This window comes from Hymenobacter ginkgonis, assembly GCF_009755225.1.
GTDB lineage: Bacteria > Bacteroidota > Bacteroidia > Cytophagales > Hymenobacteraceae > Hymenobacter > Hymenobacter ginkgonis.
On record NZ_WQKZ01000001.1, the window covers coordinates 821,716 to 838,272 of the forward strand.

The following is a 16,557-nucleotide window of genomic DNA, read 5'->3' on the forward strand; positions in this document are numbered from 1 at the left end:
ATAACTACCAGTACCTTGTATCCTTATTAGATATGTATAACTTATGACGATTCGCAACCGGTTGACTTGGTTGTTTTTAGGGGTGGTAGCCGTGCTGTTAGGGTCGGTACTAGCCGTAGTATTCGTGTTGCAATTCACGGCGTCGCAGCGCGAGTTTCGGCAGCGGCTGCGCGAGCGGGCGCAAGTCACGAGCTACATCTACCTTGAGAAGGACGAAATGCGGGCTAGCGCCTTTCGCGACTTTGAGAAGAAATACCTGCAGTCGCTCAGCAACGAAATACTACAGGTGTATGACGCCTCGGGCCGGGTGCGCTTTGTGGCTGAGGATGAGCGCGTGCGCCTCTCCGACGAAGTGCTCGCGCGTATCGTGCTGAGTCGGGAGGTGTATTTTAAGCTAGGTATGCGCCAGGCCATTGGCATCTTCTACCAAGACAATCAGGGCGACTACATTATCGTGGCCGCCGCCGAAAACGTGTACGGCAAGCGCCGCCTGCAAAGCCTGGCCACCATTATGGGGGTGATTTTTGTGGTCAGTTTACTCGTTATCTATGCGATGGGTAGGGGATTTGCGGGGCGGGCCTTGGCGCCCATTGCCGACCTCAACGACCAGGTAGACCGCATTACGGCGCAAGACTTGCATCGGCGCGTTGATGAAGGCAACCTGCGTACCAGCGAGCGCGACGACCTTACGCGGCTGGCCCGAACCTTCAATCGCCTGCTCGAACGCCTCGAAACCAGCTTTGAGGGCCAGCGCAACTTTGTGCGCGATGCCTCGCACGAACTGCGCACGCCCCTCACGGCCAGCATCGGCGAGCTACAGGTACTCTTGGCCCGCGAGCGCACCCCAGAAGCTTACCGCGAAGGTGCCGCCTCGGTGTTGATTGAGTTGCAGCAACTTAAGTCTTTGATAAATAGTCTGCTCGATTTGGCGCAGGCGGGTGGCAACGTCGCCCTCACCGAAGATGTACGCCTCGACGAGCTGCTGTGGGAAGTGCGCGAAGCCGTGACCCCCGCCCTACGCAGCCGGGTGCAGATAGATCTGGGCGAGCTACCCGCCGACCCCGCCGCGCTCGAAATAAAAGGCCACCGGGCATTGCTGGCGCGCGCCTTGGGCAACCTCGTCGACAACGCCCTGAAGTATTCGCCGGCCGAGCAGCGGGTAACCATCAGCCTGCGCTGCCAAGGCCATGCCTGCCGAATACGGGTAGCCGATACCGGCCTAGGCATCAGCCCAGAGGAGCTTCCACACATATTTCAGCCGTTTTTTCGGGCTGGCAACGTGCGTGGGGTTATCGGGCACGGGGTAGGCTTGCCGCTAGCCCGGCGCATTGCCGAGTTGCACGGCGGCACGCTGGCCCTCCGCTCGGAGCTAGGCCGCGGCACAGTGGCCGAACTACTGCTGGAGCATACTGGGGAGGGTAGGGGATGAATTTTTAATAAAATTCATCTTTCTAATCCCGCTTTAATGTGTCTCTAATTTGGGCCTAATGTAAGGGTAGGAGCTTTGCAGCATCCTAGTTACATACCATCGCCAATGGCCCCTTAGCAATCTGCCGCCGCCCCTTACTGCCACCGAAGACTAATGTCATTTTTCACGTAAGGGGTAGGCAAGTTGAAATGGGGTAAACACGGGGGAGCAGCAAGCTAGCCTAACTGAAGAAAGCGATTCCTTTAGTGAGCGCTGACGTTCTTAGAACAGCGCTAAGGCTTTATAGATGCTTCTTAATGTGTTCTTAATCTATTTCTAATCCGTTTCTAATGAGGTTACAGTGAAGATGCAAGGGTAGGGACTGAATTCCGCTGCATGCTTGTTAGCTTTGCCTGATTGCCTGGTTAAGATTATAACCCAAAAAAGTGATTTTACGAAGATTCTTGGTCGCGATTAGTCGCAGCCTGAAAACCCCACTACCCCTGGAAGCTGCCGGTAGCCCTGGCTTTGTCGGCGGCATGCTACTGGCATTAAGCCTGGGGCTGGCCCCGGCTGCTTATGCGCAAACGGCGCTTCCTGTCCCCGTCGATACGGTGCGCCTGACGCTGCCCGACGCTGAACAGCGCTTTGTGCAAAACAACCTGTTGCTGCTGGCTCAGCGCTACAACATCACGGCGGCGCAGGCCCTGGCCATTCAGGCGCGGCTGATTGACAACCCCACTATCTCGGTGGACCAGAACGTGTTGCAGCAGGCCATTCACCGGCAAGATGCCGTGGGTAATAACCCCGACCTCAACCGTAACCAGGTGGCAGTGCAAGTGCAGCAGTTGTTTGCATTAGCTGGCCGGCGGCGGGCAGCCGGCCGGGCGGCCGAGCAAGCAGCCATAGTGGAGACGTACAACCTCGAAGACTTGGTGCGCAACCTGCGTTTTCAACTGCGCACAACCTTCTACGACATCTACTACCGCCAGCAAACCCTGCGGGTGTACAACACGGAAATTCCGCAGCTGCGCCGCACGGTTGACTTGTATCAGAGCCAATTTGAGAAGGGCAATATTGCGCTGAAGGAAGTTATTCGCCTAAAAGCCTTCTTGTTTACGCTAGAAAGCGAGCGTCTAGGTTTAGTCACAGACCAGGCCAATTCGCAGGCCGACTTGCATGTGTTGCTGCGCGATTCGACCCGCTCGGCCTATCAGCCCGCCGTCAATCCTGACCGCATCCGCAACCTTTCGCTGGCCGGCCTGCCCGAACAGCAACTTGCCGACACGGCCGTGATTCGGCGCGCCGACCTGCTGAGCCGCCGCGCCGAGGTGCAGCGCCAACAGCTGAACCTGCGCTTGCAGCGCGCCATTGCCAGTCCCGACTTGGCCGTGGGCTACAGCTACGACCGCTTGGGCTCGTACTTCGACAATTATAACTCCATTACGCTGGGTGTGGCGGTACCTATTTTTAACCGCAACCAAGGCAATATTGCAGCCGCCAAGGCCCAAATTGGCCAGGCCCAGGCCCAGGCCGAGCAGCAGCAGCTAGTAGTGCGCCGCGATGTGCACGAGGCCTACCAGGTAGCCCTGCGCTCGGATGAGCTTTACCAGCACACTAGCCGCGACACTACCCCCTTCTCGCGGCTCATCGACAGCATTGAGCAGAGCTACACCAAGCGCCTCATCAGCATTGTCGAGTACCTGGACTTTTACGAAGCCTACAAAAACAACGTCATTCAACTGAATACGCTGCGGGCCAATCGGATGCGGGCGTTCGAAAATGTTAACCTTTCGGTAGGCCGCACCGTGCTTCGGGCCGAATAATCTTCTTACGTTCACTTAGTTGCAGTCTTGCTTGGCCGGGGCGGCCCGCTGCCGGGCCCGCCCCTCGTCCCTTACCCTATTCATGAATCGTCCCGCTTATCTTCTGCTGATTACCCTGGGCCTGGGGGCCTGCTCGAAGTCGCAACCCGCGACTGAAGAGACGAAAGAAACCAAGAAATTCTCGCTTTCTGACCAAACGCTGAAGGAGTTAGCCTTCGACACCGTGCGCCTCGAACCCGTGCGCAACGAGCAATCCTTCTCGGGCCAGGTGACTACCAACGGCGACAAAACTACCAAGGTGTTTCCGCTGGTGGGGGGGGTAGTCGAAAAGCTCAACGTCGAGCTTGGCGACCACGTCTCGAAAGGCCAGGTGCTAGCCGTGGTGCGCTCGGGCGAAATCGCCGACGTACAAAACCAGAACAGCACCGCGGGCACCGACCTCAACATTGCCCGCAAAAACCTGTCGGTGGCCGAAGACCAGTTCAAAGCGGGCCTGGCTGCCGAGCGCGACGTGATACTGGCCCGCGAAGAACTGCAAAAAGCCCAGAGCAACCTCGGCAAAACCAACAAGCAGCTCGGTATTTATGGCGTGACCAAGGATGGGCACTACACCATCACGGCCCCGATTTCGGGTTTTATCACTGATAAAAACGTGACCCAGGGCATGCAGTACACCAATGCCAATACGGACGCGGACGGCTTTTTTACCATCGCCGACCTCGACCAGGTGTGGATACTGGCCAACGTGTTTGAGGCCGACATTGCCAATGTGAAGCTGGGCTACGAGGCCGACATCACCACGCTTTCCTACCCCGGCAAGCACTTCCACGGCGTGGTAGACAAGGTGTTTAACGTGCTCGACCCCGACAGCAAAGCGCTGAAAGTCCGCATTCGCCTCCCCAACCCCGGCTACCTGCTTAAGCCCGAGATGTACGCCGAAGTGCACATCCTCAACACCGAGAAAGGTAAAATGCTGTCGGTGCCCGCTACGGCGGTGGTATTCGACAAAGACCGCAATTTTATGCTCGTCTACAAGAGCAAGACGGAGGTAGACACCCGCCCCGTAACCGTGGTAAAAACGGTGGGCGACGTGAGCTACGTAACCGGCGACTTGAAGCCCGGCGAAGTCATTATTACCAGGAATCAGCTGCTCGTGTACGACGAGCTAAACGACTAATTAGCAGCTAGCAGCTTAAAAATGAATAAGTTCATTCAGGGCATTATTGCCTTTTCGCTCAAGAACCGGGGCTTCGTATTCCTGCTCACGCTGGTCGCGATTATTGCCGGGGTAGTGAGCTACCGGAACACGCCCATCGAGGCGTTTCCGGACGTGACGAACACTGAAATCACCATTATCACGCAGTGGCCCGGCCGCTCGGCCGAGGAGATTGAGAAGTTTGTGACGGCGCCTATCGAAATCGCCCTCAACCCGGTGCAGAAGAAAACCAGCGTGCGCTCGACCACGCTCTTTGGCCTGTCGGTGGTGAAGGTGATTTTTGACGACGGCGTCGACGACGCCTTTGCTCGCGTGCAGGTGAACAACCTACTGGCCGGCGCCGACCTGCCCGAGGGCGCCGAGCCCGACGTGCAGCCGCCCTACGGCCCCACCGGCGAAATCTATCGCTACACCATTGCCAGCAAAGACAAAACGACCCGCGAGCTGAAGACCATTCAGGACTGGGTAATCGAACGCAACCTGAAGGCCGTGCCCGGCGTGGCCGACGTGAACAGCTTCGGCGGCGAGGTCAAGAGCTACGAGATATCGGTAGACCCCAGCAAGCTGCAGGATTTTAGCCTCACGCCGCTCGACTTGTATACCGCCGTGCAGCGCTCCAACATCAACGTGGGCGGCGACGTCATCAACGAGGGCCAGCAGAACTACGTGGTGCGTGGCATCGGCCTACTCAACAACATCTCCGACATCAATAACACGGTGGTGAAGAATGTGAACGGCGTGCCGATTCTCATCAAAGACGTGGCCCAGGTGAAGGAATCGGCCCTTCCCCGCCTCGGGCGGGTAGGCCGCGGCCTGAACGACGACATGGTGGAAGGCATCGTGGTAATGCGCAAGGGCGAAAACCCGTCGGAAGTTATCGAGCGCTTGCAGGAAAAAGTGAAGTTGCTGAACGAGAAAATTCTGCCGCCTGATGTTAAAATCAGCACGTTCTACGACCGCCAGCAGCTCATCGACTTCTCGACCGAAACGGTAATTCACAACCTCACCGAGGGCATGATTTTCGTGACGGTGATTGTGTTCCTGTTCATGGCTGACTGGCGTACCACGGTGATTGTGAGCATCATCATTCCGCTGGCGCTGCTGTTTGCCTTCATCTGCCTGCGCCTGAAAGGCATGAGTGCCAACCTGCTCAGCATGGGCGCCATCGACTTTGGTATCATCATCGACGGGGCCGTGGTGATGGTGGAAGGGCTCTTTGTGGCGCTCGACCACAAGGCCCACGAAGTGGGCATGGAGCGCTTCAACAAGCTCGCCAAGCTGGGCATTATCAAGAAAACCGGCCGCGACATGGGTAAGTCGATTTTCTTTGCTAAGGCCATCATCATCACTGCGTTGCTGCCAATTTTCTCCTTCGAGAAAGTAGAAGGCAAGGTGTTCTCGCCGCTGGCCTGGACGCTGGGCTTCGCCCTGCTTGGCGCCTTGATTTTTACCCTGACCCTGGTGCCAGTACTGGCGTCGATTCTGCTGCGCAAAAACGTGCGGGAGAAGGATAACTTCTTCGTGCGGGCCATCAACCAAGGCGCGCGCAAGGTATTCGTGTTCACCTACGCCCGCAAAACGGCTAGCCTGTTGTTTGCCGCGGCGCTTGTGGCAGTGGGGGTAGGGATGTACCAATTTCTGGGTACCGAGTTCTTGCCCGAGCTGAACGAAGGTTCGATTTACGTGCGGGCGCAGTTGCCGCTGAGCATCTCGCTCGACGCCTCCAACAAGCTCTGTAATGAGATGCGGCGCGTGTTCATCAGCTTCCCCGAGGTGAGCGACGTGGTGAGCCAGACCGGCCGCCCCAACGACGGCACCGACCCCACGGGCTTCTACAACAACGAGTTCCTCGTCCAAATCAAGCACACGGATGAGGTGCAGAAGAAGATGAAATCCAAGGCGTACCGCGAGGAGCTTATCGAGCACATGAAGGAAAAGCTGAACCGCTTTCCGGGCGTCGATTTCAACTTCTCGCAGCCCATTACCGACAACGTGGAGGAAGCCGCCTCGGGCGTAAAAGGCTCTATCGCGGTTAAGATTTACGGCACCGACCTCAAGCTAATGGAGGGCAAAGCCCGCCAAGTGTACGAGGTGCTGCAAGGCGTGCAGGGCATTGATGACCTGGGCCTGCTGCGCAACATCGGCCAGCCCGAGCTGCACGCCGACCTCGACGAGCGCCGCATGGCCAGCTACGGCGTGAGCAAGAGCGACGCCAACGCGGTGCTCGAAATGGCCGTGGGTGGCAAGCAAGTATCGCAGATGTACGAGGGCGAGCGCAAGTTTCCCATTCGGCTGCGCTACGAGCAGCAGTACCGCAGCAGCCCCACCGAAATTGCGGCCCTCATGGTGCCTACGCAAACCGGCAAAACCGTGCCGTTGACTGAAATCGCGACTGTGCAGCCCGTCACGGGCCCCAGCCTGATTTACCGCGACGACAACACGCGCTTCTCGGCCGTCAAGTTCTCGGTGCGAGGTAGGGACCTGGGCTCGGCCATCGCCGAGGCGCAGGAAAAAGTAAACAAAGTCGTGCAGCTCCCCAAGGGCTACTCCATGAAATGGACCGGCGACTTCGAGAACCAACGCCGTGCTTCACAGCGCCTAGCGCAGGTGGTGCCCATCTCGCTGGCGCTCATCTTCTTCATCCTGTTCATCTTGTTTGGCAATTTGAAGGACGCCGGCCTGGTGCTACTCAACGTGCCGTTTGCGCTTATCGGCGGCATTGCCATGCTGCTCATTACGCACACCAACTTCTCGATTTCGGCCGGTATCGGCTTCATTGCGCTGTTCGGTATTTGTATTCAGAACGGCGTAATTCTCATCAGCGTCTTCAAGCAGAATATGCTGGCCAAGATGAGTCTCGACCGCAGCCTGGCCGAGGGGGTAGCCTCCCGCGTGCGCCCCGTGGTGATGACGGCCCTCATGGCCATCATCGGCCTCATGCCGGCGGCCCTCAGCACCGGCATTGGCTCCGAGACCTCCAAGCCGCTGGCCATTGTGGTTATCGGCGGCCTGCTGACGGGTACGGTGCTGACGCTCTTCATCTTCCCGCTGATATTTGAGCGCACCTACCGCGCCGAGCACACCCACTACGCCGACGACCTGCCCGCCAACCGCGAGCTGGCCACGCATTAGCGGCTAAGGTTTTATTCGAATAAGAACGTCCTGCTGAGCTTGTCGAAGCAGCTTGTTCGCATCGTTAGATGATGCGAACAAGCTGCTTCGACAAGCTCAGCAGGACGTTCTTGCTTAAGTAGCAGCCTACGAACCCTACCCCCTCAGTTCAGCTCGAGCACCAGGATGGTGGCATAGTTGCTCAGCGCTTCCAGTTCTACGTCAGCTACTTGCCACAGCGCCAAGCCGTCGTGCTCGTGCAGCAGGCGGCCTTCCACTTCGAAAGCCCCAGCCAGCACAAACGCGAAAAAATCGGCCCCAGGCTGCACGTGGTAGTTGGCTTCGCGGCGCCCCGCAAACTGGCCGATGCGCACGCCAAACGGCAGCCCCTGGTTTGCCAGGGGGGGTAGGACTTCGATAAGCTGATTCGGCGCGGCGGCCAAATTGAAAGTAAACCGCTGGGTTGCAATTGGCAGGGTAGGCTCAGCGGCGTGCACCCAGAGGTGCAGAAAACTGATAAGCTCCGTTTCGTAGGGGTTGGCTAAGTGCAGCGCGTCGCCGCTGGGTAGCGTAAGTAGCTGCATTTCGCCTACTTGAAGGGTAGCCATGGGCAGTGTGGCCGTGCGATAAGCCAAGTCGCCCGTGATGGGAATCAGTAGCACGTACGTAGCCTGCCCTATGGGCAAAGCAAGCGTCTGGGTGCCCGCTAGCGTTTCTTCATTGAAGCCGTGGAGGCGGCCAAACGGGCCTTTGTGTGCGTGCGCGTAGTCGCCAAAGCTGAAGGTGCAGTAGCGGCGATGGTAGCTCGTTTCGACCAAGCCGCGTTGGTCGGCCAGAAAGATTTTGCCGGGCGTTTGTGCTGCCATACTCAGCCTGCTAGTTGCAGCGAATGAATGGTGAGATAGGGTTGCAGCCGAAAGAGCTGGGTAGGAATTTCGCCCGATTCGGCCTGGGGTGGTGCCACTAGCAAATACTCGCCAATGGTGTCGTGCCAAGCCAGCGGCTCAGTGTAAAAACTGATAGCTACCTGGTGCTTAGTCCTATCCGCCAAATCCGAATTAATGATTTCAAATTGAAACTTGTCGAATTTTAAAAATAGTCGCCCAATATTATTGACCACGTCGGGCACTACATTATTCAACTGCTGCACATAGCCGCGCACCGCTCCGCTCACCAGGAAGTGCAGCTGCTCGGCCCCCGGCGCAAAGTGCAGCAATTCGCCAAACGTGCGGTATTTCCGCTCTTGATTGAAATACTGCGCCTGAAGGGCAAACTCGCGGTACGAATCTTCAAATACCAGTTTTTCCCACGGGCGGGAAGCATTCACATCAATTATTTTGCGGTAGCACAGGGCGATAAGGCGCATAAGTAATAGCGAGCGGTAAAGGGGAAAGTGCGCAGAAAACAACGTTCACTAGTTAGTGCGCCCAGTTCACTATCCACTACCTATGCCGGCACGCCGAGTGAAATGGACAGCGCAAAGCCAGCCGTAGTGCTACCCGTTACGGTCGCAAGTTGCACGCCCGCCGAGTCGTCGCTGAATACGTTATCGCTCTTGTTATACGTGTAGCCACTCAGCGTTTTGGCGTAGCCATTAACAGCCGCCAGCGCCGTGCCCGTACCTTCGGGGAAGGCTATTTGCGTCACTTTCAGCGAAGTGCCGCTGGCCGTGTACACGTGCACGTGGATGTGGGTGGCGCGGCCCGAATACCAGCCGGGGAAAATGCTGGTAAACGTTACCTGGCCGTTGCTGTCGGTGGTTTGGCGGCCGCGCAGAAAGTGCACATTGGTGTAGCTGGTGCTCTGCATGGCTGTGCCGCCATACTCCGAATAGTTGCCCTCGGCATCGCAGTGCCAGATATCAACGAGCAGGCCCGCCAATGCGGCGCAGCTATTATTGGTATTGGTGATGGTGATTTTGGCCGTCATGGCGTAGCCGGTGCGGCCGTCTGTGATGTTGCTGCGCACGTACGACGACGGCGTGTGGGTCGGAAATGGCCCCTCGGTTTCGGTGGGCGCTACCGTGCAACTGCTCGAAGTGGTGCCCCCCGTAGTAGTAGTGGTGCCCCCTGTCGTAGCGGTGCTGGGCGTAACGGAATCCTCTTTGCTGCAAGCCGTTAGCAAGGCAGGGGCGGCGGCAGCGCCCATCAGCAGGCTCTTGAGAAAGTGTTTTCTTTCCATGGTTGGGGAGGAGGTAGCGTTGAAATAGTTGCTGGGGGTAGTACACAAATTTGACCCAGTCTATTTCCTGGCCTTACCCAAAATCGACGGCTTGCAACCTGGCACCGATGAATAGCTGGTTTCGCGGGCTAGCCTTCAGCGCAACTTCATGCATAAAAAACCGGCTATTACCCGCCGCCACGCGGCTGGCTGCCGGTGCCAGTACGGCTCGTGGCCGGCCCCCACAAAATTTAGGCGTTGCTTAGGGCCCGCCAAATGGGCAAAAATGGCGTTCGTTTCGGCGCGCGTCACGCGGCGGTCGGCGGTGCCCCACAGCAGCAGGGTGGGGGTAGCAATGTGGCGGGCATATTCCTCGGCCTTTAACCCAAACGCCCAGTAGTTATTTTCTAGCCCGCCCCACAGCACGAGCAAGTTGGCCAGCGGAAAGGGGGGTAGGCCCATGGCGGTAAAGCGATTGCGCGCCGTTTGGAGCATGCTGCCGTAGGGGCATGCGAGGATGTTGGCGGCGGGACGCAGCCCTAGCTCGCTCTCAGCCCGCATGATGGCCACCGCGCCCATGCTCACACCATAAAGCACCAGGGGCGCACCTGGTAACCGGGCCTGCGCCCAGCGGCTGGCGGCCACCACATCGGCAGCCTCGCGGTAGCCAATAGTGGTTTGGTAGCCTTCGGAAGCTCCGTTGCCGCTAAAATCGAGTAGCAGCACGGCGTAGCCTAGCTGTCGAAAATACGCCGCCTCGGGCCGGAGGCGCGATTTATCGCTGGTGTAGCCGTGGCAGAGCACCACGGTGCCCCGCGCCTGCGGTACCGCGCCGTACCAGGCAGCCAACGTGCCATTGGGGCTGCGCAGCGCTACGTTTTCAACTGGAAAGGCGGGAACACCAACGCCAACTGGCTTAGGGTTTCGGAACCCCGTGAGCAACAGCCAGATTTTCTGGGTGGTGGGCAGCCGCTCGGCGTGCACGGTGCGCGGCCCTGCCTCGGCCGAAAAGTGCGTAAAGCGCCAAGCGTGCAGCGCCACTACCACGTTGAGCAGCCCCAAAGCTACCCCCAGCCACCAGCCCAGCCGGCGCCACATTAGGGGCGGGGCTTGCGGCGGAAGCCCGACTGCCCGGCGGCCGGCGTGGCGGGGGTAGGGCGGCGATACGGCAGGGCCGGGCGGCTACCCGCGCCCGCCAGGCCGCGCAGCGCCTGGGCTTCTTCCTCCGTTAGCTCGCGCCAGGTGCCGGGCTGCAAGTCGTACAAGGGCAAGTCGCCAATGGCTTGGCGCACCAGCCGCAGGCAGGGCAGGCCCACGGCGGCGCACATCTTGCGCACCTGCCGGTTCATACCCTGCGAAATAGTGATTTCGAGCCAGCTAGTGGGGATGCTGGCCCGGTAGCGAATGGGCGGGGTGCGCGGCCACAGGTCGGCCACTACGTCGTCGGGCAGCACCTGCGCCGTGGCGGGCAGCGTAAAGCCTTCCTTGATTTGCACGCCTTGGCGCAGCTTTTCTAGCGCTTCTGCGGTGGGCGTGCCCTCTACCTGCGCCCAATAGGTTTTGGGTACCTTGTAGCGCGGGTCGCTGAGACGGTGTTGCAGCTGCTTATCGTCGGTGAGCAGCAGCAGGCCCTCGCTGTCGAAATCGAGCCGGCCCACTGGGTACACGTCGGGCACGTTCACAAAATCCTTGAGGGTAGCGCGCCCGTGCTCATCCGTAAACTGCGTGAGGACTTCGTAAGGCTTATTGAGGAGAACGTAGCGCATGATAAGTAATTGCTGAATAGTAAGTTGGAATAGCTAAAGCGGAAATACTACTTGTATATCAGCAACTAAATTTAAATGCCGCCCTGGTATTTGCGCGTGGCCCACTCGGCCGCTAGCAGCCCCAGCAGCGCAAAGAATAGCCATTTCAGGTTAATCAAGTCTTTTAAGTCTTCCTCGCTAGAAATCACTGGCTTGAAGTTGGCTTTTTCGATATCCTGCGCCAGTTTATCCAACTGCGGGGGGTAGTAGAGCTGCCCGCCGCTGCGGCGGCTAAGCTGCGCCAGCAGCCGGTGGTCGGCCCGCGATTCCTGCGCCTCCAGCGGCTGGTTTTGCACCAGCAGCTCGCCCGCGGCCTGCTGGGCCTGGCCGCCGAGGGTAGCGCGCGCCTGGTAGCGGTAGAGGCCCGCTGGCAGCGGGCCCAGGTGCAGGGGCGAGCCGTCGGCGGGGTTCGTGAAGGTGACGGTGCGTGGCCGCTGGGCCGAATCGGTGAGGGTAAGGGTAATTTTTTGGTCGTAAATACGCTCAAATACCGCGTTGTAAGTTTCGGCGCCAAGCGTTACATCATCTTGGGTGCCAAAGACATCTTGCGTGGGGTACACATCGAGGCGCTTCTTGTTGGCGTTTTGGGTCAGCAGTTGCAGCGTGCGCGCGATGAGCCGGTCGTAGGCTTCGGGGCGGTCGTCGTGGGCGGTGGCTTCCTGCAAGCGCCACTGCCAGGTATTTTCGGCCAGCAGGGTAGCGGTGCGGGGGGTAGTGGTAGGGCTGCTAAACACAAGCAGCGGCTTTTGGGTGGGTAGGCGGCCCACCTGCTGCCACAGTGCAGCCTCGGCCCCATTGCCCAGGCGCAAGTCGCCAAAGGGCACTTGGGCCGGCGGGTACTGGCCAAAGCGCCGCCGGCTTTCCTCTTCCACCGGAAAGCGTGCAAAGCCCGCGTTGGGCAGCGGCGTCACATCGTCAGTCTGCGCGCCGCGGGGCTGCACGCTCAGGCCAGTTGCCAGCTGGCTATACGCGCTGAAGTCAGACTGCGCGCCCAGCACGTACAGCACGGGCACGCGCGCCGCCCGCACCCGCGCTAGCAAGTCCTGGCCCAAGCCACCGCGGGCGGGCAACTGGTGCAGCACGGCCACGTCGAAGGTAGCGGCGGGGGGTAGGGGCTGGCCCACGCCGGCCACGCTCAGCGTCAAGTCGAAGTTATTATTTGCCAGGATAGCAGCCCGCAGCGCCTTAAGGTCGGGGTGGGGGGCGGCGCCGGCCAGCAGCACGCGCAGCTTGCCCTTCACCACTTCAATAAAGACCGTGCGCGCATTGTTCAGCACCGTAAACTCGCCGGCTTGGGGCACCACGCGCACTTCGTAGCGGCGTTTGCCCGGCGCGGGCGCAGTAAGCTGAAAAGTAGTTTTGATGCGGCGCCGGCCGGGGGGTAGGGCCACCCGGCGCGCCTCCAGCACGCGGCCGCCCTCGCGCACCTCCACGGTGGCCGCGCCGCCAGCGTAGCCTTCGTAGCCAATTTCAGTTTCCAGCGGAAATTTATTGCCGCTGAAGGCCACGCGGTTATACACGGCATCGGTTAGGCGCAGGTCTTTCTTCGGAATGGTATCGCCGAGCGCCACGCCGAAAACGGGGAAGCCAAACTCCGAAAACTGGGGCGACTGGCCCTGGTTCACGATGCCGTCGCTGAGCAGCACCACGGCCGCCAGGTTGTGGTCGGCATTGGCTTCGCGGCTATCGGCCAGCAGCTTGTTCAGGTCGGTGCGGTTGGCGGTAAAGCGCAGCGAGTCGGGGGTAGTTTCGGGCTGCGTCAGGGTGCGCGTTTCGACCCGAAATCCTTTGTCGCGCAGGGTGGCCGCCAGCCGAGGAAGCCCTGTCGCTAGTTGGCTGAGCGCCGCCTGGGGCGTAAATAAGCTTACCGACTGCGAGTTATCAACGGCTAGCACGACCGTAGGTGCCTCGGTGCGGGTAGTCGTCGTTTTGATAAACGGTGAGAGCAGCAGCAAGCACAAAAAGCTCACGACCACAAAGCGCAGCGCCGCCAGCCCGTAGTTGACGGCCCGGCTCCAGGGCGCCTTGGCCGAGTAGAGCAGCGTCGCGTAGCCCGCGCCTACGGCCAGGCACAGCAGGATAAACCAGGGAGAATAAGCAGTAGACAGCAAGAGCAGAAACGCGCGCGAAGACCGCGCGGAGCAAGGAACGGAGAGAGCCGGCTAGCTCATCGGCTAACGACGGTAACCAGCTCGGGGCTGTTAAAGATACTGGCCGGCGAGATGACGGGCTCCTCTAACGGCAGCCGGGCGCCGTAGCGTTCCCGCAGCTTGGCTTGCACGGCGGGGTGGCGCAGGTCGAAATCGCGCAGGTGCTGCAACTGGCCGAGCCGACGGTGCAGGCCGCGGTCGTACACTTTCCAAATAAGCTCAGAGCAATAAATCTGTTTATCCGACCAATTAAAAGCCAAATCATAGCCGTGGCCTAGCATAGGCTGGCCCGCCATCTGCAAGTGGGCCAGCCCCGCGGGGGTAAGAACTTGGGCCGCATCGTGCAGGCGCTTCACCACAAAGTGCTCCCCCTTACCCCGCGCCACCCATTGGGCTAGCGGCGTGAGCTTTACCGGCTGCACAGCCTCGAAAACCTGCCACTCGCGCGTAGTTTTATACAGCAGGCCGCAGTGGCTATAGGGCGAATGCGTAGCTAGTTGAATAGCTTGACTTTGGGCCGATTGCGACGTTTGAAAAATGAGGTCGCCGTTGTGCAGGGTAGCGCCTAGCGGAGCAAGGGTGGCAGTAGCTTGCTCCGCTAGGCACCAGCGCTGAAACTTGTTGGCTAGTCGGGGCGAAGAAAAGACGATGCCTCCGCCGAGTAGCGTTGCCAGAACTACGCGCAACGTGATGCGTGGCGAAGGCATAGCCTTTAGGAGAAATAGGGGGGTAGTAATAAGGCCTACGTCAGCATACCGCCATCCACTTGCAGCACTTGGCCAGTGATGTAGCTCGAATCGTCGGAGGCTAGAAAGGCCGTGGCTTTGGCCACATCCTCGGGCGAGCCGCCGCGCTTAAGCGGAATAGCCTTGCGCCACTCCTCCACCTGCTTTTGGTCGAGGGCGTCGGTCATTTCGGTTTCGATAAAACCAGGGGCGATGGCGTTGCAGCGGATATTGCGCGAGCCCAGCTCCAGGGCTACCGACTTGGTGAAGCCGATGATGCCGGCCTTGCTGGCGGCGTAGTTGGCCTGGCCCGCATTGCCCTTGATGCCGACCACCGAAGTCATGTTGATGATGGAGCCGGTTTTGGCGCGCATCATGGGTTTGGTGGCCGCTTTGGTGAGGTTAAATACCGACTTTAGGTTGACGGTAAGTACGTTGTCCCACTGCGCTTCGCTCATGCGCATGAGCAGGCCATCCTGCGTGATGCCGGCATTGTTGACCAGAATATCAAGCTTGCCGAACTCGGCCACCACATCTTCGACCAGCTTTTCGGCCTGGGCAAAGTCCGACGCATCGGAGCGGTAGCCTTTTACCTTGCTGCCGTGCGCGGCCAGCTCGGTTTCCAGCGCCTGGCCTTTTTCGACCGACGATAAATAAGTGAAAGCTACTTGCGCGCCCTGTTGGGCAAATAGCGTGGCAATGGCGCGGCCAATTCCTTTCGAGGCCCCAGTAATGAGGGCTACTTTTCCGACGAGAGTCTGATTCATGGCGCGAAGTTAGCAGCCCCGGCATTCGTGGTGCGCACAACCAGCGGGGGTAGGCGGCGCTACTGCGGCCGTTACCTTCGTGCCAGATTATGCCTTTCCACGACATTTGCATCCTGGGTGCGGGGCCCGGCGGGGCTACGGCCGCCCTGCACCTGGCCCGCGCGGGCCAGCCTTGCCTGCTACTCGACCGCGCCGCGTTTCCGCGCGACAAAGTATGCGGTGACGCCCTCAGCGGCAAGGTATTAGCAGAGTTGAAACGCATCGACGAAACGCTGCTTCAGCGCCTACCCACCCTACCGTGGCAGGTAGCGAGCTGGGGCATCGATTTCTTTGCGCCCAACGGCCGCCGGCTGTCGGTGCCGTTTACGCCGGGTTTCAACAAGGCTACCAACTCGGCCGCCGGCTACGTAGCCAAACGCCTTGATTTCGACAACTTTCTAGTGGAGGAAGTGCGCCGGCAACCGGCCATCACCTTCCGCGAAAACGTGGACGTAGCCCACACCGAGCGCACGCCTACTGGTGGCTGGCGCCTAACTGATAAAGCCGGCCAGGAGGTGGCCACCTGCCGCCTGCTGCTGGTAGCTAACGGCGCGCAGTCGGCGTTTGTGCGGCAGGTGGCAGGCCACGAGCTGCTGCCGGCCCACCACTGCGCGGGGCTGCGGGCGTACTACGAGGGGGTAGCGGGCCTGAGCCCAGACAATTTTATCGAGCTGCACTTTATCGAAGATTTTTTGCCGGGCTACCTCTGGGTGTTTCCGCTGCCCAACGGCGGTGCCAACGTGGGGGTAGGGATGCTTTCGCAAGCGGTAGCAGATAAAAAAATCAACCTGCGCCAACGTTTCGAGGAAATATTGGCTACCCACCCGGCCCTAGCGCCCCGCTTTGCGCAGGCGCAGCGCCAGGGGCCCATTCGTGGCTTTGGGCTGCCGCTGGGCTCGCGGCATCAATCGCTGAGCGGCGCGGGCTACTTGCTGCTCGGCGACGCGGGCTCGCTCATCGACCCCTTCACGGGCGAGGGCATTTCGCACGCCATGGTGAGCGGGCGCCACGCGGCCAACTGGGCCGCGCAAGCCGTGGCTAAAGATGATTGCAGCTCCGAGTTCCTCCGAAACTACGACGCGGCCGTGTACAATCGCCTGGGCCAGGAGCTGCGCGTGAGCCGCATGATGCAGCGCTTACTCGACTACCCCTCTTTGTTCAACTTCGTGGCCAACCGCGCCGCCAACAACCCTACCCTGGCCGAAACCCTGTCGATGATGTTTGTAGACATCGACTTGCGCGCCCGGCTCAAGCAGCCCAGTTTCTACTTGCAGCTCTTGTTTGGGGGCAAAAAAAGAACCCTGCTCCGGGCGGAGCAGGGTTCAGCTTCAAAACGGGGGTAGGGCCAGC

Annotated in this window: 13 protein-coding genes; 5 read left to right on the plus strand and 8 right to left on the minus strand. The window is 59.7% G+C overall.

Annotation, left to right across the window (positions count from 1 at the left end; translation table 11 throughout):
- Window positions 1–43: 43 nt before the first annotated feature.
- The 4 genes from GO988_RS03185 to GO988_RS03200 all read left to right on the plus strand — a co-directional run bounded on the left by GO988_RS03185 (window position 44) and on the right by GO988_RS03200 (window position 7,582).
- On the plus strand, window positions 44–1,429 hold the full coding sequence (locus GO988_RS03185) for a sensor histidine kinase (RefSeq protein ID WP_157562070.1): 1,386 nt from the start codon (window positions 44–46) through the stop codon (window positions 1,427–1,429).
- Window positions 1,430–1,947: 518 nt separating this feature from the next.
- A complete protein-coding gene (locus GO988_RS03190; RefSeq protein WP_157562071.1) occupies window positions 1,948–3,234 on the plus strand; it encodes a TolC family protein in 1,287 nt (428 codons plus the stop codon).
- 82 nt (window positions 3,235–3,316) lie between these two features.
- The gene (locus GO988_RS03195; RefSeq protein WP_157562072.1) at window positions 3,317–4,411 is read left to right on the plus strand and encodes an efflux RND transporter periplasmic adaptor subunit; all 1,095 of its coding nucleotides are present in this window, start codon (window positions 3,317–3,319) and stop codon (window positions 4,409–4,411) included.
- Window positions 4,412–4,432: 21 nt separating this feature from the next.
- The gene (locus tag GO988_RS03200) at window positions 4,433–7,582 is read left to right on the plus strand and encodes an efflux RND transporter permease subunit (RefSeq protein ID WP_157562073.1); all 3,150 of its coding nucleotides are present in this window, start codon (window positions 4,433–4,435) and stop codon (window positions 7,580–7,582) included.
- Between the two features lie 143 nt (window positions 7,583–7,725).
- Here the strand turns inward: GO988_RS03200 and GO988_RS03205 are convergent, their stop codons facing one another.
- The 8 genes from GO988_RS03205 to fabG all read right to left on the minus strand — a co-directional run bounded on the left by GO988_RS03205 (window position 7,726) and on the right by fabG (window position 15,168).
- On the minus strand, window positions 7,726–8,427 hold the full coding sequence (locus GO988_RS03205; protein ID WP_157562074.1) for a pirin family protein: 702 nt from the start codon (window positions 8,425–8,427) through the stop codon (window positions 7,726–7,728).
- A gap of 2 nt (window positions 8,428–8,429) precedes the next feature.
- A complete protein-coding gene (locus tag GO988_RS03210) occupies window positions 8,430–8,927 on the minus strand; it encodes a hypothetical protein (RefSeq protein WP_157562075.1) in 498 nt (165 codons plus the stop codon).
- An 80-nt stretch (window positions 8,928–9,007) separates the two neighbouring features.
- Complete coding sequence (locus tag GO988_RS03215; RefSeq protein WP_157562076.1) at window positions 9,008–9,742, minus strand: dioxygenase family protein; 735 nt, start codon at window positions 9,740–9,742, stop codon at window positions 9,008–9,010.
- Between the two features lie 135 nt (window positions 9,743–9,877).
- On the minus strand, window positions 9,878–10,819 hold the full coding sequence (locus GO988_RS03220; RefSeq protein WP_157562077.1) for an alpha/beta hydrolase: 942 nt from the start codon (window positions 10,817–10,819) through the stop codon (window positions 9,878–9,880).
- Window positions 10,819–11,487 carry a pseudouridine synthase gene (locus GO988_RS03225; RefSeq protein WP_157562078.1) on the minus strand — a complete coding sequence of 223 codons (669 nt, stop codon included), beginning with the start codon at window positions 11,485–11,487 and terminating at the stop codon, window positions 10,819–10,821. Before GO988_RS03225 ends, GO988_RS03220 begins: the two co-directional genes overlap by 1 nt.
- 71 nt (window positions 11,488–11,558) lie before the next feature.
- Window positions 11,559–13,637: a VWA domain-containing protein gene (locus GO988_RS03230; RefSeq protein ID WP_232341351.1), complete on the minus strand. Its 2,079-nt coding sequence runs from the start codon at window positions 13,635–13,637 to the stop codon at window positions 11,559–11,561.
- Between the two features lie 56 nt (window positions 13,638–13,693).
- Entirely contained in the window at window positions 13,694–14,383 is a 690-nt protein-coding gene (locus GO988_RS03235) for a YiiX family permuted papain-like enzyme (protein ID WP_157562079.1), read from the minus strand.
- Window positions 14,384–14,418: 35 nt separating this feature from the next.
- Window positions 14,419–15,168 (minus strand): 3-oxoacyl-[acyl-carrier-protein] reductase, encoded by a 750-nt coding sequence (fabG, locus tag GO988_RS03240; protein WP_157562080.1) that lies wholly within the window; start codon window positions 15,166–15,168, stop codon window positions 14,419–14,421.
- A gap of 89 nt (window positions 15,169–15,257) precedes the next feature.
- On the opposite strand from fabG, the gene GO988_RS03245 reads away from it, so the two are divergent.
- Window positions 15,258–16,550 (plus strand): geranylgeranyl reductase family protein, encoded by a 1,293-nt coding sequence (locus GO988_RS03245; protein ID WP_157562081.1) that lies wholly within the window; start codon window positions 15,258–15,260, stop codon window positions 16,548–16,550.
- Window positions 16,551–16,557 lie beyond the last annotated feature (7 nt).

What these genes read in the sequence shown, in the direction of transcription:
- GO988_RS03185 (WP_157562070.1), top strand. Translation starts at nt 44, where the DNA reads ATGACGATTCGCAACCGGTTGACTTGGTTGTTTTTAGGGGTGGTAGCC.
- GO988_RS03190 (WP_157562071.1), top strand. Translation starts at nt 1,948, where the DNA reads ATGCTACTGGCATTAAGCCTGGGGCTGGCCCCGGCTGCTTATGCGCAA.
- GO988_RS03195 (WP_157562072.1), top strand. Translation starts at nt 3,317, where the DNA reads ATGAATCGTCCCGCTTATCTTCTGCTGATTACCCTGGGCCTGGGGGCC.
- GO988_RS03200 (WP_157562073.1), top strand. Translation starts at nt 4,433, where the DNA reads ATGAATAAGTTCATTCAGGGCATTATTGCCTTTTCGCTCAAGAACCGG.
- GO988_RS03205 (WP_157562074.1), bottom strand. Translation starts at nt 8,427, where the DNA reads ATGGCAGCACAAACGCCCGGCAAAATCTTTCTGGCCGACCAACGCGGC.
- GO988_RS03210 (WP_157562075.1), bottom strand. Translation starts at nt 8,927, where the DNA reads ATGCGCCTTATCGCCCTGTGCTACCGCAAAATAATTGATGTGAATGCT.
- GO988_RS03215 (WP_157562076.1), bottom strand. Translation starts at nt 9,742, where the DNA reads ATGGAAAGAAAACACTTTCTCAAGAGCCTGCTGATGGGCGCTGCCGCC.
- GO988_RS03220 (WP_157562077.1), bottom strand. Translation starts at nt 10,819, where the DNA reads ATGTGGCGCCGGCTGGGCTGGTGGCTGGGGGTAGCTTTGGGGCTGCTC.
- GO988_RS03225 (WP_157562078.1), bottom strand. Translation starts at nt 11,487, where the DNA reads ATGCGCTACGTTCTCCTCAATAAGCCTTACGAAGTCCTCACGCAGTTT.
- GO988_RS03235 (WP_157562079.1), bottom strand. Translation starts at nt 14,383, where the DNA reads ATGCCTTCGCCACGCATCACGTTGCGCGTAGTTCTGGCAACGCTACTC.
- fabG (WP_157562080.1), bottom strand. Translation starts at nt 15,168, where the DNA reads ATGAATCAGACTCTCGTCGGAAAAGTAGCCCTCATTACTGGGGCCTCG.
- GO988_RS03245 (WP_157562081.1), top strand. Translation starts at nt 15,258, where the DNA reads ATGCCTTTCCACGACATTTGCATCCTGGGTGCGGGGCCCGGCGGGGCT.